The sequence below is a fragment of the Parviterribacter multiflagellatus genome (genome assembly GCF_056863265.1).
In genome coordinates this window covers 62,939-87,230 of the sequence record NZ_JBXPIZ010000009.1, presented here as the reverse complement: position 1 = coordinate 87,230, position 24,292 = coordinate 62,939, and the positions used below count along the sequence as shown (strand labels likewise).

The window sequence follows — 24,292 nt, the reverse complement described above, 5'->3', positions numbered from 1 at the left end:
GTCGTCGTTGATGAAGGGGTCGCTCGGGCGGCCCGCAGCGACAAGCGATGGAGGCGGACATGCAGGAGTTCGAGGTGCGGTTCGAGGGCCCGGTGGCGGGCACCCCGGAGCAGGTGTGGGAGGCGTTCACCGAGCGCGGCGACGCGTACCTGTGGCCGGTGACGTTCGAGCCGCGGGTCGGCGGCGCCGAGCAGGGCCTGTCGGGCGACGGCGGCGTCGTGACGGTATGGGAGCCGGGGCGCCACTTCGCCACGCGCGCCGAGCGCGCGGACGGCTGGTGGAACCAGCTCGACTACTGGTTGGACCAGTTGGAGGGCGGCGAGACGTGGCTGCGCTACCGCCACCAGAGCGTGGTCACCCAGGGCGACTTCGACGCCGAGCTGGACGCGTGCCGGCAGCACACGGCTTTCTACCTGCACTCGCTCGGGGAGTACGTCCGCTGGTTCTCCGGGAAGTCTCCGCAGTACCTGTCGGTGGAGGTCGCGAGCGGCACCGCGGGCGCGGCGGCGCTCGGCCTCGGGGCGCCGGCGACGCACGCGGTCGGCGACCGGGTCACCGTCACGGGACCCGACGGGCCGGTCGACGGCATGGTGGACTACGTCGCGCCCATGTTCCTCGGCGTGCGCACGCGCGACGCGCTCATCCGGGTCTACGGCCGCGAGCCGTGGGGCCACCCGAGCGACGTCGCACTCCACCTGTTCGACCCCGCCGCCGACGCGGAGGCGTGGCGTGCGGCGGTGGCCGGCGCCGCCACGGACACCCCTTCCCCCACGACCCCGGAGGCCCAGAGCTGATGCCCCAGTACGCGATCTTCATCTACGAGCAGGTCCCGGCAGAGGAGCTGCCCGCCGAGGTCATGGCTGCCCACGAGGGGCTTCCGGCCCGCATCGCCGCCGTGGGCGCGCGCGAGATCGCCGGCCTCGCGCTCCAGCCCGACGAGACGGCGACGTCGATCCGCGGCGCCGTGCTCACCGACGGGCCGTTCATCGAGACCAAGGAGGCGATGGCCGGCGTGTTCGTGATCGAGGCACGGGACCTCGACCAGGCGCTGGAGGTCGGGCGGATGGTGCCGATCGTCCAGGGCGGCGTCGAGGTCCGGCCGCTGCTCGGGTTCGCGCTGTCGGACGACACCGGCTCGGAGGAGGGCGCGAGCTGACCGCCGAGCAGGCCGTCGCCGACGCGCACCGGCGCGAGTGGGCCTTCGTGCTCGCCGCCACGGTGCGCGTCACCCGCGACCTCGACGCCGCCGAGGAGGCGGTGCAGGACGCGTACGTCCAGGCGCTGCGGACGTGGGTGCGCGAGGGCGTGCCCGACCGTCCGGGCGCGTGGCTGACGACGGTCTCCCGGCGCACCGCGCTGAACGCCATGAAGCGCACCACCACGCTGGTCGACAAGCTCCCGCTGCTGGTCGAACCAGTCGACGCGGCGCCCGACGCCGACGCGGTCGCGGAGGCCGCGTTGGAGGAGCCGACCGCGGTCCCCGACGACCGGCTGCGGCTGATCTTCACCTGCTGCCACCCCGCGCTCGCGCCCGAGGCGCGCATCGCGCTGACGCTGCGGCTCGTGTGCGGCGTGAGCACGCCCGACGTCGCCCGCGCGCTGCTGGTCACGGAGGCGACGATGGCCGCGCGCATCACCCGCGCGAAGAAGAAGATCGTCGCCGCCGCGATCCCGTACGCGGTGCCCGCGCGCGAGGAGCTGCCCGAGCGCGTCGACACCGTGCTCACGGTCCTGCACCTGCTCTACACGACCGGCCACACCGCGCCGTCGGGCGACATGCTCCTGCGCGACGAGCTCGCCGACCGCGCGCTGCTGCTCACCCGCGCGCTCCACGAGCTCCTGCCCGAGGAGCCCGAGACCGCGGGGCTGCTCGCGCTCCTGCTCGTGCACCACGCGCGCCGCGCGACGCGCGTCGACGCCGCCGGGCGGCTTCTGCGGCTGGAGGAGCAGGACCGCGCGCGGTGGGAGCGCGAGCCGATCGCCGAGGCGGATGCGCTCGTCGAGGGCGCGCTGCGCCGCTCCGGGCCCGGGGCCGGGCGGTTCACGCTGCAGGCCGCGATCGCCTCCCTCCACGCGCACGCGCCGTCGTACGCCGAGACCGACTGGCCGCAGATCGTCGCGCTGTACGACGCGCTCCTGCGCGTCTGGCCGGTGCCGGTCGTCGCGCTCAACCGCGCGGTCGCCGTCGCGGAGGTCGACGGGCCTGCGCGGGCGCTGGAGGACGTCGAGGCGATCGAGGCGGCGGGCTCCCTCGCCGGCTACCCGTACCTCCCCGCGACGAAGGCCGACCTGCTCCGCCGTCTCGGCCGCACGGCGGAGGCCGCCGACGCCTACCGCGCCGCGCGTGAGCTCACGGCCAACGCCGCCGAGAAGGCGTACCTCACGGCGCGGATCGCCGACCTCGAGCCGGCTTGAGGTCGCCCGCCCTTGACTTCAAGTCTGCTTGAGGTCTTACGGTCGGTCGCATGACCACCAGCACCTCCGCCAGCCAGCACATCGTCGCGACCGTCACCGCATGGCCCGGCGTCACCGCCGTCGACGGCGAGCGCGGCGAGCTCAGCCTCCGCGCCCACGGCCACGAGCTCGGCCACCTGCACGGCGATCGCGTCGCGCACTTCGGGTTCCCCCGCGACGTCGGCACCCGCCTGCGCGAGGAGGGGCGCGTCGGCCCGCACCCGGTCAACCGCCACTCCCCCAAGCTCGCGGCCCGCGCGCTCGACACCGACGCGGACGTCGAGGCCGTCATCGCGCTCATGCGCCTCAACTACGACCGCATCACGAACGCCGGCTGATCCGATGAGTCCGGGGCCGCGAACCCGTCATAGCTGGTGAGACCGTCCACACCGCCCAGGAGGCACCGTCATGCTCACCGCCACCGTCACCGAGATCCGCCGCGGCTCCGCTCATCGTCCGGCCCCTGTCGTCGTCGACCCGCGCGGCCCCTCCCCCCGCGTCCGCCCGCCGGCGACGACCTGACCCCGCCCGCGTGCCCGGTCTAGCGGGCCGGGCACGCGGGAAGGCCGGAGGCATGGACGACGCACCGGCCCCTGCCACCGCCCTCCGCCGGGCCCTCGCCGCGCAGGGCGCCTACTACCTCGCCACCGGCGTGGCGCCCTTCGTCTCCCGCCGCGGCTTCGAGGCGGTCACCGGCCCCAAGCGCGAGTGGTGGCTCGTGCAGAGCGTCGGCGGCGTCGTGACCGCGGTCGGCGCCGGGCTCCTGTCCGCCGCCCGCCGGGACACCGTCACCGAGGAGCTCGCGGGCATCGCGGCCGGCAGCGCCGCCACCCTCGCGGCGATCGACCTCGTCCACGTCGCGCGCGGCCGCATCGCGCCGACCTACCTCGTCGACGCCGCGGCCGAGCTGGCGCTCCTCGGCGGCGTCCTGCACGGCCTGCGGCGCGCGCGCCGCGGCTGAGCGCCGCCGCGTCTCAGACCTCGATCCCCGCCTCCTCCACCTCGTCCTCGTCGAGGCCCGGGTACTGCGGGTCGAGCGCCTCGAGCGCCGAGACGAGCGCCTCGGCCACCGCGACCTGCGCGTACCAGCGGTGGTCGGCCGGGACGACGTGCCACGGCGCGTAGTCGGTCGTCGTGGTGTTGATCGCGTCCTCGTACGCCTCGTCGTAGGCGTCCCACAGCTCGCGGTCCTGCACGTCGGCGGCGGCGAACTCGTGCTGCTTGGCGGGATCCTTCAGCCGCTCCTCGACCCGCTCGGCCTGCACGTCCTTGCTGACGTGGAGGAAGAACTTGAGGATCACCGTCCGCTCGCGGCTGAGGATGCGCTCGAAGTCCGTGATCGACCCGTACCGCGCGCTGCACTCGGTCTGGTCGACGATGTCGTGCACGCGCGCGGAGATGACCTCCTCGTAGTACGAGCGATCGAACGCGTGGACCATGCCGCGCGCCGGCGTCTGGTGGTGGAACCGCCACAGGAAGTCGTGCTCGACCTCCGAGCCGACCGGCTTGTTGAACCCGAAGACGTGCAGGTGCGTCGGGTCGATCGCGCTCAGCACCTCGCTGATCACGCCGTCCTTGCCTGCGCCGTCGAACCCCTGCAGCACGACGAGCAGCGCGTGATGCGCCTCCGCCGCGAAGCGGTCGGTCAGCTCCGCGATGCGCTCGCGCAGCTCGCCGAGCTTCGCGCGCGCCTCCTTCTCGCTCCCGTAGGGGCCGGTGTCGTCCGTGGCGTGCGCGGCGATCGCGAACCCGGTCCCCGGCGCGATGCGGTGGCGCGACGTGCCGGGGGCGGGCTGCGGGCCGATCGAGGCGTCCATGGCGACGCCCCTACCCACCGTTCCCGCTCGGCTTTCCGGTGCGTCGTGCGTGGGCACTGTCGCCGCGATGCGGCACACCTACGTCCGGTTCCTGCTCGCGGCGACGGGTAGGGTCCTGCGTCGTGGCACGCAGGGTTCGCACCCCGGACGGGATCGACTGGAAGGTCGGGCGCGAGTGGGCGCCGTGGCGCATGGACCTGCGCGGCGACGGCGAGCTGCTCGAGATGCCCGACCTGCCCGGCTTCGGCGGCGGCGACGAGCTCGGGGCGATCTTCCTCGTCATCGCGCTGGCGATCCTGCTCGTCGTCGCGGTGGTCCTCGGATGGTTCGTGATCGCGCTGGCGATCGAGCTGCTCGTGCTGCTGGCCGGCGCCATCGTCGCCGCGATCGGCCGCGTGCTGTTCCGCAAGCCCTGGACGGTCCGGGCGCGCGCCGGGCGCGGAGACGACCGGGAGGAGCACCGGTGGCACGTGCGCGGGTGGAGCGCCAGCGGCGCGAAGGTCGACGAGGTCGCAGGCGCGCTGGAGCACGGTCTGCCGCTGCCCCAGCCTGAGTAGCGCCCGCGCCTACTCGCCTTCGTCGGCCCAGTCCGGGCCGGTGGTCCGGTCCACCACGAGCAGGAGCGCGCGCAGCGTCGCGCGCTGCTCGTCGTCGAGCCCGGCGAGGAGCCGATCCTCCACTGCCGCGACCGCCTCGTCGGCCTGGTCACGCCGCTGCCGGCCCGCCGTCGTGATCGTGACGATGTGCCGCCGCCGGTCCTGCGGGTCGCGGTAGCGGACGAGCAGCCCGTCGCCCTCCAGGCGGTTGAGCATCGTGACGAGGTTGCTCGGGTCGACGCCGAGCTGCTCGATGAGCTGCTGCTGCGTCAGGGGCCCGGACGCGCGGAGCCGCAGGAGGATCTCCGCCTCCCGCCCGTTGAGGCCGATCGGGGCGAGCGCCTCGCGGATCCACCGGCGCGCCACGTGGCCCGCCTTGTTGAGCAGGAACCCGGGCGCCGTGAAGCGCTCCTCCGGCGTGAGCCTGCTCGTTCGCGGGATCGTCGCGTCGGTCATCGCGCAGAGACTGTAACCGACCGATCGTCGGTGAGCGCCAACGATTGACAACTGCCATGGGTCTGCTAATAGTGGAAATGTCGACTGAGTTTGTCGACTTTACATCCACCAGCCAGCAGAGATGACCGCCACCCCGCTCACCGCCCCGGCCGCGGCCGCCCCCGCAGCCGCCCCGCCCCGCCCGGCCCCGCGACGCCGGCGCTCCGGCCGCGCCACCGCGATCGGTCTCGCGCGCCGCTCGACCGGCGTCGCGCTCGCGCTCCTGCTGTGGGAGCTCACCACCGCGCTCGGCGTGTTCGCGCCGAACGTCCTTCCCTCGCCCGGCACCGTCGCCTCGACGTTCGCGGACCTGCTCACGGAGGGCGGCCTTGCGAGCGAGGTGGCCGTGAGCGCCCGGCGCGCCCTGCTCGGCGTCGTCGTCGGTGTGACCACCGGCGTGACGCTCGGCGCGATCTCCGGCCTGTGGCGCTGGGGCGAGGACCTGATCGACGCGCCGGTGCAGATGCTCCACGCCGTCCCGTTCACGGCGATCGTCCCGCTGTTCATCGTTTGGTTCGGGATCGGCGAGCTGCCGAAGGTGCTGATCATCGCGTTCGGCAGCGCGTTCCCGATGTACCTCAACGTCTACGGCGCGATCCGCAACGTCGACGTCAAGCTCGTCGAGGCGGCGCGGGTGTTCGGGCTGCGGGGGAGCGCGCTCATCCGCCACGTGATCCTCCCCGCCGCGCTCCAGCCGGCGCTCGTCGCGCTGCGGATGTCGCTGGCGATCAGCGTCGTCGCGCTGGTCGCCGCCGAGCAGCTGAACGCCAGCGCGGGGATCGGGTTCGTGCTCAGCCAGGCGCGCGAGTTCCTGCGCGCGGACATCGTGCTCGTCTGCATCGCGATCTACGCCGCGATGGGGCTGACCGCCGACCTGGTCGCGCGGGTGCTGGAGCGGCGGCTCCTCAGCTGGCGGCGGACCTACGAGGCCTCGTGATGAGCGCCGTGGCAAAGACGCCGCGAACCGGTGGCGTCGTCGTGCGCGGCCTGCGGCGTTCCTACGCAGAGCGCACGATCCTCGAAGATCTGGACCTGGAGCTGCAGCCCGGGGAGTTCGTCGCGCTGCTCGGCAAGACCGGCTGCGGCAAGACCACGCTCCTGCGCACGCTCGCGGGTCTCGACGCCCCGACCGCCGGCACGGTCGACGCGCCCGGGACGCCCGCGGTCGTGTTCCAGGAGCCGCGGCTGCTGCCGTGGAAGCGCGTCCGCGACAACGTCACGATCGGCCTGCCGCGCGGGGCTGGCGTGACGGCGCGGGAGGCGGCGGAGCGGGCGCTGACCGAGGTCGGCCTCCCCCACCACCTCGACGCGTGGCCCTTGACGCTGTCCGGCGGCGAGGCGCAGCGGGTCGCGCTGGCGCGGGCGCTGGTCCGCGAGCCCGGGCTGCTGCTGCTCGACGAGCCGTTCGCCGCGCTCGACGCGCTCACGCGCATCCGCATGCACGAGCTGGTGACCGACCTGTGGCGCCGCCACCGCCCGGCCGTCCTGCTCGTCACCCACGACGTGGACGAGGCGCTGCTGCTCGCCGACCGCGTCCTCGTGATGTCCGCCGGCCGGATCGCGTTCGACGCGCCCGTCCCCGCCGAGCGCCCACGTGACCGCACTGCCCCGTGGCTCGCCGAGCTGCGTGCCGAGCTGCTGGGTCAGCTCGGCGTCTGATCCCCCGACAAGGACGCCCCATGAGACGACTCACCCGCCTGCTCGCCCTGACCAGCCTCCTCGCCGTCACCGCGGGAGGCGCGGCGGCCTGCGGCGGCGACGACGACGGCACCGCCACGGCCGCCGGCGGCGCTGGCGGAGATGCAACCACCGTCGAGGGCGGCGGCGGCACGCTGCGCATCGCGCTCATCGGCAACACCGGCGTGATGGCCGCCGCCAAGAACGACGGCTCGCTCGCCAAGGACCTCGAGAAGGTCGGCGCGAAGGTCCAGTTCACCGGCAAGTTCCCCGCGTTCGCTCCCGCCGCCGAGGCGATCAACGCCGGCGCGGTCGACGCCGCCAGCGCCTCGATCTCCGCCGGCATCGGCGCGCTCTCCCAGCACCCGTCGTTCGCGATCTACGCCGCGCAGAAGGCCAACAACGCCGGCGAGGGCATCCTCGTCAAGGACGACGCGATCAAGACCGTCAAGGACCTCGCGGGCAAGAAGGTCGCGGTCAACCCGAATGGCACCGGCGAGTACCTGCTGCTCAAGGCGCTCGACCGGGCGGGCGTCCCGCGCGACCAGGTCGAGCGCGTCTACCTCCCGCTGCCCGACGGCGCGTCCGCGTTCCAGAGCGGCAAGGTCGACGCGTGGGCGGCGTGGGGTGAGTTCGTCGCCACGGCGACCGCCGACGGCGCCCGGCTGCTGGCCAGCGGCGCGGACGTGGGGAGCGAGAACGACACGATCTGGGTGATCTCCAAGGCGTTCCTCGAGGAGCACCCGGCGACCGTGAAGGTGCTGTTCGAGAACGTGCACCGCCACTCGGTCGAGGCGCACGAGAACCCCGAGGCGGCGGTCGAGAAGGAGAACGTCGGCGCGGTGAAGCTGAGCGACGCCGCGGTGAAGGTGCTCGCCGACTCGTACCGGACGCTCGAGCCGATCGACGCGGTCACGCCCGAGTTCGCGGAGCGCTTCGCCAACGTCGCGAAGTTCTTCGAGGCGCAGGGCGTGCTGAAGGAGCCGCTCGACGTCTCGCAGTTCGTCGTGGACGTGAACGGGCTGTGAGATGACCGACCTCTGGTTCACCCGCTGCCCGGTGCCCACCGCCACCGGCGTCGCGGCCTCGCTCGGCTGGTTCGACGAGGTGTTCGCGGCGGACGGCGTGCGCGTGCGGTCGCTGCAGGACGGCGCCGGGCCGGCGCTCAAGCGCGAGCACTTCTCGCACGGCCTCCCGACGCTGATCCGCGAGGGCGGCAACGTCCCCGCGCTGTGGGCGCGCTCGCACGGCGCGGACACGCGGCTGATCGGGCTGACGTGGATCGACGAGCGGCAGGCGCTCGTCACCGCGCCCGACGGGCCGGACCTGGACGGCGACCCGCGCAACCTCGCCGGGCTGCGGGTCGCGATCCCGTTCCGCGCGACCGAGGACATCGACTTCTGGCGCGCGATGGCGCTGGCAGGCTTCGCGGGCGCGCTGCGGGCGGCCGGCCTGGGCCTCGACGCGGTGACCCCGGTCGACGTCGTGCCCGAGCTGTGGTCCGACGGCGTCGGCGCCGAGGGCTTCGCGCCCGAGGTCCGCGCGGTCGTCGAGGGGCGCGCCGACGTCGCCTACGTCAAGGGCGCGCCGGGGCTGGAGGCCGCGCGCCGGGCCGGCGCCGTCGTCGCGCTCGAGCTTGACGCGCTGCGCGACCGCTCCACACGCGTGAACAACGGCACCCCGCGCCCGATCACCGTCCACGCGGCGCTGCTCGACGAGCACCCCGACCTCGTCGCGCGGTTCGTCGGCGTGCTGTTGCGCGCGGCGGATTGGGCCGCGGCCCGGCCGGACGAGCTCGCGGACGTGCTCGCCCGCGAGACCCACGCGGGCGCCGCGGCGGTCGCGGGGGCCTACCACCACCGCCAGCTCCACCTCGACCTCTCCGACGAGCGCCTCGCGCTCCTGGATCAGCAGAAGGACTTCCTGCACGCGCAGGGGTTCCTCGCGGCCGACGTCGACCTGGACGCCTGGGTCGACCGGACGCCGCTCGAGACCGCCCTCACCACCACCGGAGCATCCCGTGCCCTCTGACTACCTCTGGTACATCATCCCCCGCGACGGCGCCTACCCGTGGGAGCCCGCGGGCACCCGCGCCGTCGACTTCGACTACCTCAAGCACCTCGCGACCGGCGTGGAGCGCCTCGGGTTCTCCGGCGCGCTGCTCGCGACCGACCTGCACGACGTCTGGGTGCTCGGCTCCGCCCTCGCCGCCCACACGACGAAGCTGCGGCCGCTGCTGGCGGTCCACCCCGGGCTGATCTCCCCGACGCTGCTGGCGAAGATGGCGCTGACGTTCGACGACCTGTTCGGCGGGCGGCTGCAGATCAACGTCGTCAACGGGGAGACCCGGACGCTGCGCCAGTACGGCCTCGACGTCGAGCACGACGAGCGGTACGCGCTGGCCGGCGAGTACTGGGAGGTCTTCCGGCGCCTGACCGCGGGCGAGGTCGTCGACTTCCACGGCGACCACGTCCAGGTCGAGCGCGCGGGCTCGACGTTCGGCCTCACGCCCGTCCAGCGACCGCACGTCCCGCTGTGGTTCGGCGGGTCGAGCGAGGCCGGGCTGCGGATGGCCGCGCAGCACATCGACAAGTACCTGTCGTGGGGCGAGCCGCCCGCGCGCCAGGCCGAGAAGATCGGCCGGCTGCGCGCGCTGGCGTCCGAGCACGAGCGCGAGATCCGGTTCGGGATGCGGCTCCACCTCATCGTCCGCGACACCGAGGAGGAGGCGTGGGCGCACGCCGACCACCTCCTGCGCGCGACCAGCGACGCCACCTACGCGCGGATGGCCGCGTCCAACGCGGGCACCGACAGCGTCGGGCTGCAGCGGCAGTTCGAGCGCCACCGTGGGCAGGTCCCCGACCGCGCGCGGGACCTCGAGATCTCCCCCAACCTGTGGCCCGGCATGAGCCTGCTGCGACCGGGCCCGGGCTCCGCGCTCGTCGGCTCGTACGAGCAGGTGGCCGAGCGCATCGCCGAGTACGAGGCGCTCGGCGTCGACACGTTCATCCTCTCCGGCAACCCCCTGCTGGAGGAGGCCTACCGGGTGAGCGAGCACCTGCTGCCGCTGCTGGGCGCCGGACGCGACGGCGCGGGGCGGGATCGAGACCACCAGGCGATCGTCGACGTCCCCGTGACGGCCGGCTGACCCGCACGACCGCGAAAGGAACCCTCCGCATGCCCCTGAAGATCGGCGTCCACGTCAACAACCCGGCGCTCTTCCTCCTCTCCCACCTCGAGCTGGCCGAGGTCGCGCTGGCGACCGTCGGCGAGGAGGTGGTGTGGCACCGGTACGCCGGCGGGACGCAGACCGGCGCGCTGCTGGCGGCCGGCACGTTCGACGTCGGCGGGACCGGCGCGACGCCTCCCATCGTCGACCAGGCCGACGGCCGCGACATCGCGTACGTCGCCCGCAGCGCACCGCGGCCCGACCACGGCACGCTGTCGGTGCTCCCCGACGGGCCGGTGAAGACCGTGGAGGACCTGCGCGGGCGGCGCGTCGCGCTCGGCGTCGGCTCGTGGCAGACGCTGCTGCTCGCGGTCGCGCTCGACCGCGCGGGCGTGGCGTTCGACGAGGTCGAGGTCGTGAACGCCGGGCCCGAGTCGCTGGAGGAGCTGCGCGGCGGCGAGCTGGGCGCGTGGATCGGGCAGGGCTCGGAGCTGGTCGAGGCGCGCGCGAGCGGTGCGGTCCGCGACCTCGTTCCCGCCGACACGCTCATCTCCAACCCGTCCGTCTGGTACGCGCTGCGCGACGTCGCCGAACAGCGCGGCGAGGCGCTCGGCGCGCTGGCGGGCGCGATCGAGGACGTCGGCGCGTGGGCGACGGCGAACCCGCGCCTGGCGGCGTCGTTCTTCGCCGAGGAGTCCGGCGGGCGCGTCGAGGCGTGGGAGACGTTCGTGCGCTCGATCCCGTGGCAGGCGTACGCGATCGAGGAGACGTTCGTGGCCGAGCAGCAGGCGGGCGCGGACGTGCTGGCACAGGTCGGCTTCCTTCCCCGGCCGGTGCGCATCGCGGACGCGGTGGTGCCGGCGCTGGCGGCCGACGTCCAGCACGGCCTGGAGGCGGCGCGGGCGCGGCGGGGCGCCGCGGCCGTGGCCTAGCGCCGGGCCTGCTCGTCGCGCTCGCGGTTGACGCGGCGGCCCTGGTGGCTCAGCAGGACGAGCAGCAGGGCCGTCGCCAGCGGGCCGAACAGCGCGAACCCGCCCTCGCCGGCGATCAGCGCGGCGACGAACATCAGCGCGAACACGACCGCGCCGACGAGCGGGAGCAGGACGTTCGGGGGCTGCTGGAGCAGGCGCGACATCGAGGCGGGAGAGGCTAGCCGGTACGCTGCCGCGCCCTGATGGTCGTCGGACGCGTCGTGCACCTGTGGCGGTACCCCGTCAAGTCGATGGGCGCAGAGTCCCTGGACGCGGTCGACGTGTCCTGGCACGGGCTGGCCGGCGACCGGCGGTGGGCGTTCATCCGGGAGGGGCTGGAGCGCTCGCACTTCCCGTGGCTGACGATCCGCGAGCGGTCGGACCTGTGGCAGTTCGCGCCGCGGTTCGTCGACCCGGCGGCGCCCGACACCTCGGCGACGGTGGTGCGGACGCCGGGCGGCGCCGAGCACGACGTGGTCGCGCCCGAGCTGGCCGAGGAGCTCGGCCACGGCGCGCGGGTCATCAAGGTGCAGCGCGGGGTGTTCGACACCGAGCCGCTGTCGCTCGTGACGACGCAGACGGTCGCGGCGCTCGGCGGGCTCGTCGGGCGGGAGCTGGGCCCGCTGCGGTTCCGCCCGAACCTCGTCGTCGAGGGCGCGGACGGCGCCGGGCCGTTCGCCGAGGACGGCTGGGTCGGCCGCACGCTCCAGGTCGGCGGGCTCACGATGCGCATCGACCAGCGCGACAAGCGCTGCGTGATGATCAACGTCGACCCCGCGACCGCCGAGCGCGACCCGGCGGTGCTCAAGGCCGTCGCCAAGCACCGCGACGCCTGCCTCGGCGTCTACGGCGCGACGGTCGCGCCGGGGCGCGTGGCGGTCGGCGACGCGGTCTCGCTCCTCGACTGACACGCCGCGACCGATGAGTCCGGGCCGCGCCGGCGGTCTTGTACGGCATGAGCCCTGCGGAGACCCTCACCGCCCTCGACCCTCGGGTCGAGACGCGCACCGCCCAGCCCTACGTCGCGATCCCCCGCCGGACGTCGCGCGGCCTGGCCGCCGCCGTCGACGGGGCGCTGCCGCGCCTGGAGGCGTGGCTCACGCGTCGCGGGCTGGAGGCCGCGGGCCCCACCTTCGTCCGGCCGCACGCGGCAGGCCTCATCGAGGTCGCCGTGCCGGTCGGCACCCCGCAGGTCGGCGACCGGAGCGTCATGGCGGGCGTCCTGCGCGCCGGGACGTACGTGAGCGCCGAGCACGTCGGCCCGTACGGCGCGCCGCTCGACGACGCGCGCGCCGCGCTGCGCGCGTGGGTCGCCGCGCGCGGCTGGAAGGTCACGACCGTCACCGAGCACCTGCTCGTCACGCCGCACGTCGAGCCGGATCCCGCGCACTGGTGGACCGAGCTGGCCGCGCTCGTCGCCGCGCGCTGAAGTCCGGGCGCGGCGTACTCTCTCGGGCGCATGCCCGAGCTCCCACTCACCGGCGGCTGCGGCTGCGGAGCCGTCCGCTTCGAGGTCACCGCGCCGCTCAAGCGCGCCGTCTACTGCCACTGCACGCGCTGCCAGCGGCGGACCGGCACCGCCGCGGGGGCGTCCGCGGTCGCCGAGCCGGGCTCGATCGTCGTCACGTCCGGCGAGGACCGGCTGCGCGACTGGGAGCCCGGCGGCGGCGGGTTCGTCAAGGTCTTCTGCGGCGACTGCGGCTCCGCGGTGTTCGTCCGGCATCCCGAGACCCGCGGGCTGGCGGGCGTCCGGCTCGGCGTGTTCGACGGCGACCCCGGCATCCGCCCGAGCGCGCGCCAGTTCGTGAAGTACGCGGCGCCGTGGGAGCCGATCCCGGACGACGGCCTGCCGCGGTACGACGAGCGCATGGCCTGACGACGTTGGCCGCGCTCGAAGCGTCCACCGCGTTCTCCGTCATCGACCTCCTCGGCGTCGCCTCGGGCGCGGCGAGCGGCGCGCTGGCCGCGCGGCGCCACCACGAGTTCGACATCGCGGGCGTCGTGGGCCTGGCCGTGGCGGTCGGCCTCGGCGGCGGCCTCCTCCGCGACGTGCTCCTGCAGGCCGGCACGCCGGTCGCGCTGACGAACGGGCTCTACCTGCCGCTCGTCGTGGTCGTCGCGCTCGGGATCGCCGCGGTGGTGGCGGAGCCCGGCCCGCGCTGGCAGCTGCCGATGCAGGTGCTCGACGCGCTCGCGGTCGGGTTCTTCGCGGTGGCCGGTGCGCAGCGTGCGACCGAGGTGGCCGACACGACCGTCGCCGGCGTCCTGCTGATCGGCGTCATCGGCGCGACCGGCGGCGCGATCCTGCGCGACGTCTTCACCGCCACCACGCCCGAGATCTTCCGCCGCGGAGAGCTGAACGCGATCGCCGCGCTGGTCGCGGCCGCCACGTTCTTCGTCGCCGACGAGGCCGGCCTCGCGCAGGGCGGCGCGATGGTGGTCGGGTTCGCGGTCGGCTTCGTCGTGCGGCTGCTCGCCATCCGCTACGACATCCGCGCGCCCGCCCCGCGGCGGCGCCCGCGCACGCGCGCCTGAGCGCCGCGCCCGCCGATCGCGGCGGGCGTGTCACGTTCCGGCCCGCTCGGACGTTGACCAGGTGTGCCCGTCGAGAACCATGCCGTCCGCGACCGGCCGACGGGGACCCTTCCGTCCGCCGGCGGCGCGCAGGACCAGAAGCCCCTCCCCGCTGCGCGTCGCCGGCCGGACGAAGCGCTCGCCGTCGCCGCCGCGCTCGTCACCGTCACGTTGTGGGGCTCCGCGTTCGTCGGCATCCGCGCGGCAGGTGAGCACCTGAGCGGCGGGGCGCTCGCGCTCGGGCGGCTCGCGATCGCCACCGTCGTGCTCGGCGCGATCCTCGCCTACCAGCGGCGCGGCGCGCGCGGGCTGCGGTTCCCCCGCGAGCGGCGCGACGTGACGCTCCTCGTCGTCTGCGCGCTGCTGTGGTTCGGCGCGTACAACGTCGTGCTGAACGAAGGGGAGCGGCGGGTCGACGCCGGCACCGCGGCGATGCTCGTCAACATCGGGCCGCTGCTGATCGCGCTGCTCGCGGGCGTGCTGCTGCGCGAGGGGTTCCCGCGCTCGCTCGTCCGCGGCCTGGTGATCGCGTTCGCCGGCGCGGTCGTCATCGGTCTCGCCACGCGCGGGACGAGCACGGACGCGGCGTACGGCGCCGCGCTGTGCGTGCTCGCCGCCGTCCTCTACGCGGGTGGCGTCGTCTCCCAGAAGCCGCTGCTCGGCCGCTACCCGGGCGCGGAGATCACGTTCGCCGCGTGCGCGATCGGCACCGTGACGCTCCTGCCCTTCGCGCCGACGCTCGTCGACGAGCTCGGGCGCGCAGACGCCGAGTCGATCGCCTGGATGGCGTACCTCGGCGTCTTCCCGACCGCGATCGCGTTCTCGACCTGGGCGTACGCGCTCTCCCGCACGACCGCGGGCCGGATGGGCGCGACGAGCTACCTGGTCCCGCCGATCGCGGTCCTCCTCGGCTGGGCGCTGCTGGCCGAGACGCCGCCCGCCGCCGCGCTGGCGGGCGGTGCGCTCTGCCTCGTCGGCGTCGCCCTCACGCGACGCGGTGGTGCCGCGCGCCCTCGATCCGCCCGAGCTCCGCGCGCAGGCCGTCGAGCGACGCCCTGAGCGCCAGCGGCACGAGGTGCCCCCGTGCGCGCTTGTCCTGGACCCGCTCCTCCAGCCGGCGGACGGCGAACCGCAGCCGGGCCTCGCGGTGGACGAGCCGGTCGTGCTCCAGCTCGTTCCCGATGCGGGCGCTTCCCTGATCCATCTGGTCCCTCCAGCGAACTTCCGCCGCGGGCCCTCCACCCGCGCGCCGAGTGACCCTCTCCGCCCCGGCGCGGCGGATGCAAGCCGGTGGGAGGTTCGGGGAGATCTAGTAGCGCTCGCGCCGGACCGTCTGCCGGCGACCGCGGATCGCCGTCCCGCGGAGCGTCTGGATGACCTCGTCCGCGGCATGCTCCGGAACCTCGACCAGCGAGAAGCGATCGGTGATCTCGATGGCGCCGATCTCGCGTCCGCCGAGCGATGTCTCGCCCGTGATCGCGCCGACGAGGTCCTGCGGCCGCATGCCCGCGGAGCGCCCTGCGCCGATGAAGACGCGCGTCATTCCTGGCGCGCCGCCGCGCCGCGGGCGCCCGCCCTTGCCGCCGCGCTCGCCCCGGTCGCCGCCGCGCCGGTCGTCCCGCTCGCGCCCGCCTCGGCGGTCGCCGCGGTCGTACCGGTCGCGCTGCGGCCGCACCTCGGCGACCGGGATGTCGGTCTCGTCCGCGTCGGTGGCCGCCGCGTCCTGGGCGAGCTGGATCGCCGCCATCGCGATCTGCATCACGTCGAACTCGTCGCCCAGCGACTCGACGACGACCCGGAAGCGGTCGTAGTCCTCGGCGAGCAGCCGCTCGTGCAGCTGCCCGCGCAGGATCTCCATCCGCTTCGCGCGCAGGTCGGCGACGGTGGGGAGCCGCTCGATCGCGATCTTCTGGCCCGTGACGCGCTGGATCGTCTGGATCTGGCGGTGCTCGCGCGGCTCGGCGAGCGTGATCGCGGCGCCCTCGCGGCCCGCCCGCCCGACGCGGCCGATGCGGTGCACGTACGACTCCGGCGCGGACGGCACGTCGAAGTTGACGACGTGGGTGAGCTGCTCGATGTCCAGGCCGCGCGCGGCGACGTCGGTCGCGATGAGCAGGTCGGACGTGCCGGCGCGCAGGCGCCCCATGACGCGGTCGCGCTGCTCCTGCGACATGCCGCCGTGCAGCGGCTCGGCGCGGTAGCCGCGGCCGTTGAGCGTCTCGGTGAGCTGGTCGACCTCGTCGCGCGTGCGGCAGAAGACGATCGCCGCCTCGGGCTGCTCGACGTCGAGCACGCGCCCGAGCGCCGCCGGCTTGTACGCACGCTGGACGACGTGCGCCACCTGGCGGACCCTCGGCGCCTCGCCCTCGGCCGGCGCCTCGCGCTCGATCTGCAGCCGGACCGGCTCGCGCAGGTGGCGCTTGGTGATCTGCTCGATGCGCGGCGGCATCGTGGCGGAGAAGAGGACCGTCTGGCGCGTGTCGGAGCCAGGCGCCGCGGCGAAGACCGCGTCGAGGTCCTCGGCGAAGCCCATGTCGAGCATCTCGTCGGCCTCGTCGAGCACGATCGCGCGCAGGTGCGAGAGGTCGAGCGCGCCGCGGTTGAGCAGGTCGACCGCACGCCCCGGGGTCGCGACCACGACGTCGACGCCGCGCTCGATCACCCGCACCTGGCGGTGGACCGGCTGGCCGCCGTACACCGGGACGACCCGCGTCCCGAGCTTGCGCCCGTACTTGTGCATCGCCTCGGAGACCTGCACCGCCAGCTCGCGCGTGGGCACGAGCACGAGCGCGCCGGGCGAGCGGTCGGGCCGCTTCGGCGCGTCGTCCTCCACCGGCGCCGCCAGCCGCTCGAGCACCGGCAGCGCGAACGCCGCGGTCTTGCCCGTGCCCGTCGCCGCCTGGCCCAGCAGGTCCTTGCCCTCCAGCAGCGGCGGGATGCTCTCCCGCTGGATCGGGGTGGGCTCCTCGTAGCCCAGCGCGGCGAGGGCGTCGAGCAGCTCGGGACGGAGCGCGAGGTCGGCGAAGGTCGAAGGCACCTCCCGAGCTAAGCAGGCGCGCGCCCGCGCACACGTGACAGGCGTCCGGAACTTCTCGGGCAGCTACCGCGGCGGGCGCGGCGCGAGGTGCAGCCACTGGCGCCAGTCGTCGCCGGTGGCGTCCAGCGCATCGCGCACCTCGTCCCACGAGCGCGGCGCGCGGCCCTGCATGCGGATGTGGACCGCGCCGAGGTCGTCCGGCTCCAGGTGGTCGCGGCCCAGCCGCTGGGCGACGCCGTCGAGGACCTCCAGGGTCCGCGGGCTCTTGCGGAGGACCCGCAGCGTGATCACCGCTTCTGCCACTACCGGCGGAGCCTACCTGCGGTCACTCTTCCGGGGGCGGCTCGCGGAAGACGATGCGCTTCAGCTCCCCGATCGTCGGGCCGCCCAGGCGCAGCGCGGTGTGGAAGCCCTCGTTCCCCAGCCCACTGCCCTCCAGCGCGCGGCGCAGCTCGTTGAGCGCCGGCCGGTCGTCGTCGGAGACCTCCTCGCCGGGCGCCTCGATGAAGACCAGGTGGCGCGGGCGGCGCGCGGCGTGCGCGGGCCGCACGAACCGCTCCCGCTCGGCGGCCGTGGGTGTGTCAGCGAGCAGGATCACCGACTGGCCCGCCGTCAGCCGCTTGCCGACGGCGACGTCGAGCAGCTGGGAGGCCTTCTCGTCGACCTCCTCGGGCGCGACGCGGCCCTTGAGCAGATCGCGGACGCGGTCGAGCGACACGATCGCGCTCTTGTCCTCGACGACGCGCGCGGCGAACTTGTCGCGCGCGAGCTTGGAGCCGGACACGATCACGACGAGGCTGCCGGGGACGTACGAGAGGCGGTCGGTCGGCTCGAGCACGCGGCCGCGGACGCTGACGTCGGCCTGCCGCGGTGGGCGGTCGCCGCCGCCGGGGCCCGAGCGCCGGGGCCGGTCGGAGGACCACCCTCCCCGCTCGTCGTCACCGATCTTGACACTGCGCGGGGCTGGCATGTCCCCCATTGTGGCGGGCGCGGCGGCGTGACGCTGCCTGCTCGGGCCCGTTCCTGCACCCGAGGACCGCCCGGAGCGCCGCCACGGCGCTCGGCGAGAACTGGACGCACGCCTGCCGCTCGCACTCGGCCAGCGCGGCCTCGGCGGTGACCGGCTCGCGGTAGTGGCGCGCGGTCGTCATCACGTCGAACGCGTCCGCGACGCCGATGATCGCCGCGCCGCTCGGGATCTCCTCGTCGCGCAGCCCTGCCGGGTACCCGCGGCCGTCGGGCCGCTCGTGGTGGTGCTGGACCCACGCGACCTGCTCGGGGTCGAGCGCCTCGGACACGATCTCCCCGCCCAGCGCCGCGTGCGTCTTGATGACCGCGTACTCGTGCCGGTCGAGCCGGCCCGGCTTGTGGAGGATCTCGTCGGGGATGGCGATCTTGCCGATGTCGTGGAGGAGCGCCGCGTCGGCCAGCCGCTCGCGGTCGTCGCCGTTCCAGTGCAGCGTGGCCGCCATCTGCTGGGCGAGCTGGGCGACGCGCTGGGCGTGGCGCTGGGTCGACGGGTCGGACAGGTCGAGCGCGCGGACGAGCGCCCGCATCGCGGTCAGCGCCTGGCCGCGGGCGAGCTTCTCGGCCCGGTCGCGCTCGGACAGCGTCACGACGACGCCCGGCGCGTAGCGGCAGACGGTGTCGCGGCCGTGCTCCTTGGCCCAGTACAGCGCGCCGTCGGCCAGCCGGATGAGCGTGTCGGGGTCCCGCGCATGGGCCGTGTCGGTGACGCCCACGGAGATCGTGATGCCGTGCGTGCGCAGGAGCGTGCTGGCCCGGATGCGCTCGCGCAGGCGCTCCCCGAACGCCTCCGCGCCGACGTCGTCAGAGCCGGGCAGGATCGCGGCGAACTCGTCGCCGCCCAGCCGCGCCACGAGCTCCCCGTCGCGCACGGTGTGCAGGAACGCCTGGGCGACGTGCCGCAGCACCTCGTCGCCCTCGTGATGGCCGAGCGTGTCGTTGACCTGCTTGAACTGGTCGACGTCGACCAGCGCGACCGCGAGCGGGACGCCGAGCCGCTCGGCGCGCTTGGCCTCGGCCCGCAGCGCCTCGTGGAAGCGGCGGTGGTTGGCCAGGCGGGTGAGCGAGTCGGACGTCGCCTCCTCCGCCAGCCGCGTGCGCGCCTCCGCGTTTGAGACCGCGAGGCTGACGAGCTCGGCGAACCGCGTCAGCCGGCCGGCGCTCTCGTCGCCGACCGCCTCCGGCGCGTGCGCGCCGACGAAGATCGAGCCCCACAGCTCGCCCTCGACGAACACCGGCGCGCCGGCGACGCTGCCGACGTCGTGGGCGCGGAAGCGGTGGGCGTCCGCGCTGTCGCACGCCGCGGTGTCGCTGATGTGGTAGGTCCGGCCCTCCCGGTAGCGATCGGCGGCGGCGCTCGTCCCGCCGGCCCAGATCGCCTCGCAGATCTTCGCCGCGGTCGCGAGCGGGATGCCGCGCGCGGCGAGCGCCTCGACGCGCGGTCCGCGGAAGCGCTTGACGGTGCTCATGGGGACGCCGATCAGCGCGACGAGCTCGTCGCACACGGCCTCGTAGACGTCCTCGGCGCGCGAGGTGGTGGCCACGACGGTCGCGACCCGGTGGAGCGCGGTGTGCTCGGTCGCGATGTCGAGCCGCGCGAGGTGCTCCTCGACCGCCTGGACGCACGCGCCGAGCGTCCGCCGGTCGTCGTCGGTCCACGCGCGCGGCGAGGAGCAGACCGCGGCGAGGGCGCCGCTCACGCGCCCGCCCCGGACGATGGGCTGGGCGGCGCAGCACGGCTCCCACACCGGTCCGGCGCGGGTGCCGGCGCGCAGCGCGGAGCGCTCGACGCTGCCGGGCTCGGGCTCGGCGCCGCGGCGGATGAGCGCGGCGACGCGAAGGTCCGCCGGCCCGCCGCCGAACGTCGCCAGGCCGGCAGCCTGGACCCCCAGCGCGCGTCGCGCGAGGTCGACGAGGTTGCTGAGGGCCGGATCGTCCATCAGCGCGATCACGGCCTACCCCTGAAGCCAGGAGCGCGCAGACACCGACGTCTCCGCCGCGGTGGTCCTGCGAGGCTTGCTGGGAGGTTTCTCGCGCGCCGGCGGTGCCGCGGGGCGCCAGAGCGGGACGCGCTAGTCCCACTCCTCCGTGTCGCGGTGCTTCCAGTAGCCGCTGAGCTGCACGTGCGCGCTGCTCATGCCGCGCTCGCCGGTGAGGTGCCGGCGGCAGTCGCGCATCACCATCGCCTCGCCGCCGCCCCACACGCGGCCGGGGCCGTCCGGGAGGTCGAGCGCCCTGAGGGCGTCGATGACGACCGTCGACTTGCCGGGCGGGGTGCCAGCGCCGCGGTGCAGGTAGCGCAGGTCGACGTCGCAGCGGTGCTCGCAGACCTGCTCCTCGGTGGCGTTCGCGACCTCGGCGAGGGCGATCGTCTTGTGGCCGGCCGGGAGGTGCTCGAGGATGGCGAGCAGCGCGGGCAGGCCGGTCTCGTCCGCGATGAGCAGCGACCAGGCGGCGGTGTCGTCGAGGTCGTCGACCCAGTGCAGGCGCGGGCCCGCGTAGCCGACGGTGTCGCCGACCTGGGCCTCCTCGGCCCACCTGGCGGCCGGGCCGAGCTTGCCGTGCAGGAAGAAGTCGATGTCGATCTCGCCGGCGTCGGGGCGTGCGCGGCGGACCGTGTAGTTGCGCGCGTGCTGCGCGTCGACGACGCCGGGCGGGAAGCGCCAGCCGGGCTCTGGGAGCACGATCTCGTCGGCGCCCTCCGCCGGCCACAGGAGCGTGACGATCTCGCCCGGCTGCTCGACGGGGAAGCCCTTCAGGCCGTCGCACCGGAGCGTCAGGCACGCCATCTGCGGCGTGACGGTGCGGATCGCGCTGACCTCCGCGACGCCGGTGCTGAGGGGGAACGGGCGGCGGAGCGCCGGAGCGGGGCGCTTGTCGGTCGTCGTCGTCGCGCTCATGTTTAGGGCACCCTAACAGGATCGGAGCAGGACCGCTTCGCCCGGCCGCAGCGTGATCGCGCCGGCGACGACCTCCCCCTCCCGGTCGTTCCCGCCGGTGGCGATCGCGACGCGTGCGCGGGACGGGCCGCCCTCGCCGCCGCCGTCGTCGCCGCGGGGCCGGCCGCCGCCCCACCGCGCGGTCCGGGCCGCCGCCGCGAAGTTCACGATCGCCGTCCACGCCTCCCCGCGCCGCCACGCCAGCAGGTCGTCGCCTGCGTCGAGGAACCGCTGCGTCCCCTCCTGCAGCGCGGGCTCCGCGCGCCGCAGGGCAGCCAGCCGCCGGGTGAGGTGGAGCGTCGAGGCGGGGTCGGCCTCCTGGCGCGCGACGGCGAGCTCCTCCGCCTCCGCGACGAGCGGGAGCCACGGCTCGGCCGCGGTGGTGAACCCGGCGCCCGGCCCCGCCTGCGACGGCGGCCGCCACGGGATCGGCGCGCGCTCGGGGTCGCGGCCGTCCACGTCGCGGATCCGGTCCGGCGGGATCTGCGCATCCGGCAGCCCGAGCTCCTCGCCCTGGTAGACGAACGGCGTCCCACGCAGCGCGTAGAGCAGCAGCAGCACGGCGCGGGCGCGCGCGGGCCCGAGCCCCGTTCCCTCGTCGAACCGCGACGCGACGCGCGGGTGGTCGTGGTTGGCCAGGAACCACGCCGGCCAGGCGGCCTCGGATGCCAGATCTTCGAAGATCTCGATGTTCGCGCGGAACGCCGCGGCGTCCCACGGCAGCGTCACGAACGTGAAGTTGTGCGCGAGGTGCAGCTCGTCGCCGCTGTTGACGTACGCGACGACCCGCGCGAGATCCAGCAGGTAGACCTCGCCGACGAGGATCCGCTCGCCCTCGTACGCGTCGACCACGGCGCGCAGCCGGCGCAGGCGCTCGTGGATCGTCGGCTGCCAGTCCTCGTGCGGCGGCGGCGACCCTGGTTGCATCTCCGCCAGGTCCGGGCTCTTGGCGAGCTTGTGGACGACGTCGATGCGGAACCCGTCCACGCCACGGTCGAGCCAGAAGCGCAGCACGTCGTGCATCGCCGCCTCGACCCGCGGGTCGTCCCAGTTCAGGTCGGGCTGCTCGGGCAGGAACGAGTGCAGCCACCACTGGCGCGTGCGCTCGTCGTACGACCAGGCCGGGCCGACGGCCGGGAAGGCCGAGCGCCAGCCGTTGGGCGGCACGTCCGGCCCGCCGCCGTCGCGCCACACGTACCAGTCGCGCTTCGGGCTGTCCCGGCTCGCGCGCGACTCGACGAACCACGGGTGGTCGGACGACGTGTGGTTCGGGACGAAGTCGATCACCACCCGGATGCCTCGCGCGTGCGCGGCGGCGACCAGGCGATCGAAGTCGGCGAGCGTCCCGAAGCACGGGTCGACGTCGCGGTAGTCGGCGACGTCGTAGCCGAAGTCGCGCATCGGCGACGGGTAGAACGGCGACAGCCAGATCGCCTCGACGGCGAGCGCCTCGAGGTGATCGAGGTGGGCGACGATGCCGGCCAGGTCGCCCACCCCGTCGCCGTTCGCGTCCGCGAACGAGCGCGGGTAGATCTGGTAGATCGCGCCGCGGCGCCACCAGGGAGCGGTCATCCCGCTCCCGGGTACCCGCTCAGCCGCGCGGCTCCCGCCACATCAGCCAGATCGGCGGCCCGCCGTCCGGCAGGCGGGGTGGTCGCGGTCCATCGCGGTCAGGCACGACAGCAGCCGGCGCGTACGCCGACCGCCCACACGCGCCATCGCCGGGAGCGCGCGCACCTGCTCCCACACGGTCGTGTGCGCCGCGCCCGGCGGCATCCAGAGGGCGCCGCCGGCGACGCCGGCCGTGGTCGAGCTGACGCCGTGCGGCAGCATCATCGGGAACGCGAGCAGGCGGCAGAACCGCTCGTACCGCGTCATCCGGCCCGCGTCGTCGCCGGGGAGCATCCATCCCCAGACCGGATCGTCGTAGAACGCGGCCGCGATCGCGCGGGAGAGCCACGGAGCGTCGGACGCCGTCGCGGGGCGCACCGCGGCGGCGGTCTCGGCGGCAGGAGGAGGCGAGATGGTCATGGCCGCGGATGCTCTCCGCGGCCGGCTACGGCCCGCTTACGGCTACAGGCCGGTGACGTGGCGCACGTGGAAGCCGCCGCGCTTGCCGATCGCCGGGCGCCAGCGGACGCCCTTGCGGCCGCTCGGGTCGCCGACCGCGCTCGTGTCGAGCCGCAGCCCCGCGACCTCCATGTACACGTGGCCCTTGTTCGCGTAGATCGTGACCCAGCGGCCCGCCCCGGCGGAGAACGCCTTCGCCATCTGGCCGCTCACCATCGGCGCGGTGAGCATGCCGGTGCGGATGAGGCCGTAGCCGACGGCGCCCGAGCAGTCGTAGCCCTTGTCGACGATCTTCGCGTGGCCGCCGCCCCACTTGTACGGCTTGCCGACGATCTCGTTCAGCGCCGCGATCAGGCGGCGCACCCGCTTGGGCGCCCCGCGCGGCACGGCGGCCTTGCCGTCGGCGCGCATCATCGCGACCTTCCCCTTGACGGTCGCCCCGGTGACGATCGGGAGCTGCTCCGGCGCGGGCTCCTCCTCGGGCCAGCCGTCGCCGGCGTCCGTCTCGGGGAGCGGCGTCGGCGCGGGCGGCGTGGTCGGCGTGCCAGGCGGGAGCGTCCCCGCGCCGGTGCCGCCGGCGCCCGGATCCCACGGCTGCTGGCCGCCGGACCACGGGTCGTCCTCCTCGTCGTCCCAGCGCTGGTCGTCGTCCTCCCAGTAGTCCTCGGCGCCGGTCCCGTCGTCGTAGGGCTCGGTGCCGCCGGACGGATCGTCCCATCCGCCCTGCTGCGCGTGCACGGCGGGAGCGGCGACGGCGAGCGCGGCGACGGCCGCGATCAGGGCGAAGAGGAGCAGGGGCAGGCGGAAGGCGGGGACGGCCATGCCCCGGAAGTCGGCACGTCACCCCTCCCCATCAACCCCGACCCCACCGGAACCTGGACGATCGGACGAGGGCCGGCGCGCCGGCGGCCGCCGGAGCGCGCCGCCGCGTTGGCGCGTTCCCACTCGGGTCAGTCGGTGTGGGAGTCGATGACGGTGCGCAGAAGCGCATGGAGCTGCTGGACGTCACCCACACGGAGGCCGGAGCGATCCGCGTGTCGATCGGACACGAGGACGGGGTGCTCGGCGTCGAGGGGACGTACGAGGAGATCGCGACGCTGTGCGACGTGCTCGAGCAGGTCGCGCTGCTGGCGACGCTGTCGCCGGCCGAGGACTCCTGGCTCGACGACGTCCCCGTGGGGGCGGACGTCGTCAAGCTCGGGATCCGCGCGGGCGGGCGCGTGCGCCTGACGATCGTGCCGGCGCGCCGCGCCGCCTAACGCAGGCCGCGGCGCCGCGTGACGATCACCGCGCGCAGGCGGGTGCGCTCGGCGCGTCGCGGTTCGTCGCCGTCGGAGACCGACGCCACGCGGCGGAGCGCCGCGCTGCGGTCCGCCGGGTCCAGGAGGTAGAGCTGGGCGTTCGAGGGGAGCATGGGCGCAGGTTGCGCGCCCGCGGTTACCGCCCACCTACCGGGACGTTGCGGTC

Annotated in this window: 31 protein-coding genes; 18 read left to right on the top strand and 13 right to left on the bottom strand. The window is 74.9% G+C overall.

The genetic code is table 11. The features are described 5' to 3' along the window. Window positions 1-59 precede the first annotated feature (59 nt). The 5 genes from AC1UE5_RS19400 (at window position 60) to AC1UE5_RS19380 (ending at window position 3,415) form a co-directional block, all read left to right on the top strand. A complete protein-coding gene (locus AC1UE5_RS19400; protein ID WP_482926586.1) occupies window positions 60-794 on the top strand; it encodes an SRPBCC family protein in 735 nt (244 codons plus the stop codon). Continuing rightward, window positions 794-1,156, top strand: a complete 363-nt coding sequence (locus AC1UE5_RS19395) for a YciI family protein (protein ID WP_482926584.1) — start codon at window positions 794-796, stop codon at window positions 1,154-1,156. Before AC1UE5_RS19400 ends, AC1UE5_RS19395 begins: the two co-directional genes overlap by 1 nt. A gap of 47 nt (window positions 1,157-1,203) precedes the next feature. Next, window positions 1,204-2,415 carry an RNA polymerase sigma factor gene (locus tag AC1UE5_RS19390; protein WP_482926582.1) on the top strand — a complete coding sequence of 404 codons (1,212 nt, stop codon included), beginning with the start codon at window positions 1,204-1,206 and terminating at the stop codon, window positions 2,413-2,415. Between the two features lie 50 nt (window positions 2,416-2,465). Beyond that, window positions 2,466-2,792, top strand: a complete 327-nt coding sequence (locus tag AC1UE5_RS19385; protein WP_482926580.1) for a luciferase domain-containing protein — start codon at window positions 2,466-2,468, stop codon at window positions 2,790-2,792. A 236-nt stretch (window positions 2,793-3,028) separates the two neighbouring features. After that, window positions 3,029-3,415 (top strand): hypothetical protein, encoded by a 387-nt coding sequence (locus AC1UE5_RS19380; protein WP_482926578.1) that lies wholly within the window; start codon window positions 3,029-3,031, stop codon window positions 3,413-3,415. A 13-nt stretch (window positions 3,416-3,428) separates the two neighbouring features. Here AC1UE5_RS19380 and AC1UE5_RS19375 read toward each other — a convergent pair whose 3' ends face one another. Then, entirely contained in the window at window positions 3,429-4,271 is an 843-nt protein-coding gene (locus AC1UE5_RS19375; RefSeq protein ID WP_482926576.1) for a PPK2 family polyphosphate kinase, read from the bottom strand. A 122-nt stretch (window positions 4,272-4,393) separates the two neighbouring features. Here AC1UE5_RS19375 and AC1UE5_RS19370 point away from each other — a divergent pair, with 122 nt between their 5' ends. Continuing rightward, window positions 4,394-4,828 carry a hypothetical protein gene (locus AC1UE5_RS19370; protein WP_482926574.1) on the top strand — a complete coding sequence of 145 codons (435 nt, stop codon included), beginning with the start codon at window positions 4,394-4,396 and terminating at the stop codon, window positions 4,826-4,828. 9 nt (window positions 4,829-4,837) lie between these two features. Here the strand turns inward: AC1UE5_RS19370 and AC1UE5_RS19365 are convergent, their stop codons facing one another. Beyond that, complete coding sequence (locus AC1UE5_RS19365; protein ID WP_482926572.1) at window positions 4,838-5,323, bottom strand: MarR family winged helix-turn-helix transcriptional regulator; 486 nt, start codon at window positions 5,321-5,323, stop codon at window positions 4,838-4,840. 121 nt (window positions 5,324-5,444) lie between these two features. Between AC1UE5_RS19365 and AC1UE5_RS19360 the strand changes: the two genes are divergently transcribed. From AC1UE5_RS19360 to AC1UE5_RS19335, 6 genes are read left to right on the top strand one after another with little or no spacing between them, the layout of a single operon-like run. Beyond that, on the top strand, window positions 5,445-6,299 hold the full coding sequence (locus AC1UE5_RS19360; protein WP_482926570.1) for an ABC transporter permease subunit: 855 nt from the start codon (window positions 5,445-5,447) through the stop codon (window positions 6,297-6,299). Further along, window positions 6,299-7,021 carry an ABC transporter ATP-binding protein gene (locus tag AC1UE5_RS19355; RefSeq protein ID WP_482926568.1) on the top strand — a complete coding sequence of 241 codons (723 nt, stop codon included), beginning with the start codon at window positions 6,299-6,301 and terminating at the stop codon, window positions 7,019-7,021. Before AC1UE5_RS19360 ends, AC1UE5_RS19355 begins: the two co-directional genes overlap by 1 nt. A gap of 20 nt (window positions 7,022-7,041) precedes the next feature. Beyond that, a complete protein-coding gene (locus AC1UE5_RS19350) occupies window positions 7,042-8,067 on the top strand; it encodes an ABC transporter substrate-binding protein (protein ID WP_482926566.1) in 1,026 nt (341 codons plus the stop codon). Between the two features lies 1 nt (window position 8,068). Continuing rightward, on the top strand, window positions 8,069-9,070 hold the full coding sequence (locus tag AC1UE5_RS19345) for an ABC transporter substrate-binding protein (RefSeq protein WP_482926564.1): 1,002 nt from the start codon (window positions 8,069-8,071) through the stop codon (window positions 9,068-9,070). Continuing rightward, window positions 9,060-10,187, top strand: coding sequence for an LLM class flavin-dependent oxidoreductase (locus AC1UE5_RS19340; RefSeq protein ID WP_482926562.1), 1,128 nt, complete (start codon window positions 9,060-9,062; stop codon window positions 10,185-10,187). The genes AC1UE5_RS19345 and AC1UE5_RS19340 overlap by 11 nt, the downstream gene beginning before the upstream one ends. A gap of 29 nt (window positions 10,188-10,216) precedes the next feature. Further along, the gene (locus tag AC1UE5_RS19335) at window positions 10,217-11,140 is read left to right on the top strand and encodes an ABC transporter substrate-binding protein (protein WP_482926560.1); all 924 of its coding nucleotides are present in this window, start codon (window positions 10,217-10,219) and stop codon (window positions 11,138-11,140) included. On the opposite strand, the gene AC1UE5_RS19330 is transcribed toward AC1UE5_RS19335, so the two are convergent. Continuing rightward, the gene (locus AC1UE5_RS19330) at window positions 11,137-11,343 is read right to left on the bottom strand and encodes a hypothetical protein (protein ID WP_482926558.1); all 207 of its coding nucleotides are present in this window, start codon (window positions 11,341-11,343) and stop codon (window positions 11,137-11,139) included. The two genes, AC1UE5_RS19335 and AC1UE5_RS19330, sit on opposite strands and share 4 nt — an antisense overlap. Before the next feature lie 39 nt (window positions 11,344-11,382). Between AC1UE5_RS19330 and AC1UE5_RS19325 the strand changes: the two genes are divergently transcribed. From AC1UE5_RS19325 to AC1UE5_RS19305, 5 genes are all read left to right on the top strand, one after another. Continuing rightward, window positions 11,383-12,087 (top strand): MOSC domain-containing protein, encoded by a 705-nt coding sequence (locus AC1UE5_RS19325; RefSeq protein ID WP_482926556.1) that lies wholly within the window; start codon window positions 11,383-11,385, stop codon window positions 12,085-12,087. Between the two features lie 47 nt (window positions 12,088-12,134). Next, window positions 12,135-12,608: a GyrI-like domain-containing protein gene (locus AC1UE5_RS19320; protein ID WP_482926554.1), complete on the top strand. Its 474-nt coding sequence runs from the start codon at window positions 12,135-12,137 to the stop codon at window positions 12,606-12,608. 30 nt (window positions 12,609-12,638) lie between these two features. Further along, window positions 12,639-13,055 carry a GFA family protein gene (locus AC1UE5_RS19315; protein WP_482926552.1) on the top strand — a complete coding sequence of 139 codons (417 nt, stop codon included), beginning with the start codon at window positions 12,639-12,641 and terminating at the stop codon, window positions 13,053-13,055. Window positions 13,056-13,060: 5 nt separating this feature from the next. Further along, on the top strand, window positions 13,061-13,714 hold the full coding sequence (locus AC1UE5_RS19310; protein WP_482926550.1) for a trimeric intracellular cation channel family protein: 654 nt from the start codon (window positions 13,061-13,063) through the stop codon (window positions 13,712-13,714). Between the two features lie 210 nt (window positions 13,715-13,924). Beyond that, a complete protein-coding gene (locus AC1UE5_RS19305; protein WP_482927041.1) occupies window positions 13,925-14,812 on the top strand; it encodes a DMT family transporter in 888 nt (295 codons plus the stop codon). On the opposite strand, the gene AC1UE5_RS19300 is transcribed toward AC1UE5_RS19305, so the two are convergent. The 9 genes from AC1UE5_RS19300 to AC1UE5_RS19260 all read right to left on the bottom strand — a co-directional run bounded on the left by AC1UE5_RS19300 (window position 14,739) and on the right by AC1UE5_RS19260 (window position 23,647). Then, the gene (locus AC1UE5_RS19300) at window positions 14,739-14,957 is read right to left on the bottom strand and encodes a hypothetical protein (protein WP_482926548.1); all 219 of its coding nucleotides are present in this window, start codon (window positions 14,955-14,957) and stop codon (window positions 14,739-14,741) included. The two genes, AC1UE5_RS19305 and AC1UE5_RS19300, sit on opposite strands and share 74 nt — an antisense overlap. 105 nt (window positions 14,958-15,062) lie before the next feature. After that, window positions 15,063-16,790, bottom strand: a complete 1,728-nt coding sequence (locus tag AC1UE5_RS19295) for a DEAD/DEAH box helicase (protein WP_482926546.1) — start codon at window positions 16,788-16,790, stop codon at window positions 15,063-15,065. Window positions 16,791-16,853: 63 nt separating this feature from the next. Next, complete coding sequence (locus AC1UE5_RS19290; protein ID WP_482926544.1) at window positions 16,854-17,093, bottom strand: hypothetical protein; 240 nt, start codon at window positions 17,091-17,093, stop codon at window positions 16,854-16,856. Window positions 17,094-17,115: 22 nt separating this feature from the next. Continuing rightward, window positions 17,116-17,760, bottom strand: a complete 645-nt coding sequence (locus AC1UE5_RS19285) for a hypothetical protein (protein WP_482926542.1) — start codon at window positions 17,758-17,760, stop codon at window positions 17,116-17,118. Continuing rightward, on the bottom strand, window positions 17,729-19,756 hold the full coding sequence (locus tag AC1UE5_RS19280; protein ID WP_482926540.1) for a diguanylate cyclase: 2,028 nt from the start codon (window positions 19,754-19,756) through the stop codon (window positions 17,729-17,731). The genes AC1UE5_RS19285 and AC1UE5_RS19280 overlap by 32 nt, the downstream gene beginning before the upstream one ends. A 132-nt stretch (window positions 19,757-19,888) precedes the next feature. Continuing rightward, window positions 19,889-20,716 carry a siderophore-interacting protein gene (locus tag AC1UE5_RS19275; protein WP_482926538.1) on the bottom strand — a complete coding sequence of 276 codons (828 nt, stop codon included), beginning with the start codon at window positions 20,714-20,716 and terminating at the stop codon, window positions 19,889-19,891. A 12-nt stretch (window positions 20,717-20,728) separates the two neighbouring features. Then, window positions 20,729-22,327, bottom strand: coding sequence for an alpha-amylase family glycosyl hydrolase (locus tag AC1UE5_RS19270; protein WP_482926537.1), 1,599 nt, complete (start codon window positions 22,325-22,327; stop codon window positions 20,729-20,731). Between the two features lie 42 nt (window positions 22,328-22,369). Next, on the bottom strand, window positions 22,370-22,786 hold the full coding sequence (locus AC1UE5_RS19265; protein ID WP_482926535.1) for a hypothetical protein: 417 nt from the start codon (window positions 22,784-22,786) through the stop codon (window positions 22,370-22,372). Window positions 22,787-22,828: 42 nt separating this feature from the next. Continuing rightward, the gene (locus AC1UE5_RS19260; protein ID WP_482926533.1) at window positions 22,829-23,647 is read right to left on the bottom strand and encodes a hypothetical protein; all 819 of its coding nucleotides are present in this window, start codon (window positions 23,645-23,647) and stop codon (window positions 22,829-22,831) included. Between the two features lie 137 nt (window positions 23,648-23,784). Here AC1UE5_RS19260 and AC1UE5_RS19255 point away from each other — a divergent pair, with 137 nt between their 5' ends. After that, complete coding sequence (locus AC1UE5_RS19255) at window positions 23,785-24,084, top strand: hypothetical protein (RefSeq protein ID WP_482926531.1); 300 nt, start codon at window positions 23,785-23,787, stop codon at window positions 24,082-24,084. Here AC1UE5_RS19255 and AC1UE5_RS19250 read toward each other — a convergent pair. Beyond that, on the bottom strand, window positions 24,081-24,239 hold the full coding sequence (locus AC1UE5_RS19250; protein ID WP_482926529.1) for a hypothetical protein: 159 nt from the start codon (window positions 24,237-24,239) through the stop codon (window positions 24,081-24,083). The genes AC1UE5_RS19255 and AC1UE5_RS19250 overlap by 4 nt on opposite strands. Window positions 24,240-24,292: the final 53 nt, after the last annotated feature.

What these genes read in the sequence shown, in the direction of transcription:
- AC1UE5_RS19400 (WP_482926586.1), top strand. Translation starts at nt 60, where the DNA reads ATGCAGGAGTTCGAGGTGCGGTTCGAGGGCCCGGTGGCGGGCACCCCG.
- AC1UE5_RS19300 (WP_482926548.1), bottom strand. Translation starts at nt 14,957, where the DNA reads ATGGATCAGGGAAGCGCCCGCATCGGGAACGAGCTGGAGCACGACCGG.
- AC1UE5_RS19365 (WP_482926572.1), bottom strand. Translation starts at nt 5,323, where the DNA reads ATGACCGACGCGACGATCCCGCGAACGAGCAGGCTCACGCCGGAGGAG.
- AC1UE5_RS19375 (WP_482926576.1), bottom strand. Translation starts at nt 4,271, where the DNA reads ATGGACGCCTCGATCGGCCCGCAGCCCGCCCCCGGCACGTCGCGCCAC.
- AC1UE5_RS19395 (WP_482926584.1), top strand. Translation starts at nt 794, where the DNA reads ATGCCCCAGTACGCGATCTTCATCTACGAGCAGGTCCCGGCAGAGGAG.
- AC1UE5_RS19355 (WP_482926568.1), top strand. Translation starts at nt 6,299, where the DNA reads ATGAGCGCCGTGGCAAAGACGCCGCGAACCGGTGGCGTCGTCGTGCGC.
- AC1UE5_RS19335 (WP_482926560.1), top strand. Translation starts at nt 10,217, where the DNA reads ATGCCCCTGAAGATCGGCGTCCACGTCAACAACCCGGCGCTCTTCCTC.
- AC1UE5_RS19380 (WP_482926578.1), top strand. Translation starts at nt 3,029, where the DNA reads ATGGACGACGCACCGGCCCCTGCCACCGCCCTCCGCCGGGCCCTCGCC.
- AC1UE5_RS19315 (WP_482926552.1), top strand. Translation starts at nt 12,639, where the DNA reads ATGCCCGAGCTCCCACTCACCGGCGGCTGCGGCTGCGGAGCCGTCCGC.
- AC1UE5_RS19250 (WP_482926529.1), bottom strand. Translation starts at nt 24,239, where the DNA reads ATGCTCCCCTCGAACGCCCAGCTCTACCTCCTGGACCCGGCGGACCGC.
- AC1UE5_RS19270 (WP_482926537.1), bottom strand. Translation starts at nt 22,327, where the DNA reads ATGACCGCTCCCTGGTGGCGCCGCGGCGCGATCTACCAGATCTACCCG.
- AC1UE5_RS19385 (WP_482926580.1), top strand. Translation starts at nt 2,466, where the DNA reads ATGACCACCAGCACCTCCGCCAGCCAGCACATCGTCGCGACCGTCACC.
- AC1UE5_RS19330 (WP_482926558.1), bottom strand. Translation starts at nt 11,343, where the DNA reads ATGTCGCGCCTGCTCCAGCAGCCCCCGAACGTCCTGCTCCCGCTCGTC.
- AC1UE5_RS19345 (WP_482926564.1), top strand. Translation starts at nt 8,069, where the DNA reads ATGACCGACCTCTGGTTCACCCGCTGCCCGGTGCCCACCGCCACCGGC.
- AC1UE5_RS19280 (WP_482926540.1), bottom strand. Translation starts at nt 19,756, where the DNA reads ATGGACGATCCGGCCCTCAGCAACCTCGTCGACCTCGCGCGACGCGCG.
- AC1UE5_RS19320 (WP_482926554.1), top strand. Translation starts at nt 12,135, where the DNA reads ATGAGCCCTGCGGAGACCCTCACCGCCCTCGACCCTCGGGTCGAGACG.
- AC1UE5_RS19360 (WP_482926570.1), top strand. Translation starts at nt 5,445, where the DNA reads ATGACCGCCACCCCGCTCACCGCCCCGGCCGCGGCCGCCCCCGCAGCC.
- AC1UE5_RS19260 (WP_482926533.1), bottom strand. Translation starts at nt 23,647, where the DNA reads ATGGCCGTCCCCGCCTTCCGCCTGCCCCTGCTCCTCTTCGCCCTGATC.
- AC1UE5_RS19275 (WP_482926538.1), bottom strand. Translation starts at nt 20,716, where the DNA reads ATGAGCGCGACGACGACGACCGACAAGCGCCCCGCTCCGGCGCTCCGC.
- AC1UE5_RS19285 (WP_482926542.1), bottom strand. Translation starts at nt 17,760, where the DNA reads ATGCCAGCCCCGCGCAGTGTCAAGATCGGTGACGACGAGCGGGGAGGG.
- AC1UE5_RS19325 (WP_482926556.1), top strand. Translation starts at nt 11,383, where the DNA reads ATGGTCGTCGGACGCGTCGTGCACCTGTGGCGGTACCCCGTCAAGTCG.
- AC1UE5_RS19350 (WP_482926566.1), top strand. Translation starts at nt 7,042, where the DNA reads ATGAGACGACTCACCCGCCTGCTCGCCCTGACCAGCCTCCTCGCCGTC.
- AC1UE5_RS19265 (WP_482926535.1), bottom strand. Translation starts at nt 22,786, where the DNA reads ATGACCATCTCGCCTCCTCCTGCCGCCGAGACCGCCGCCGCGGTGCGC.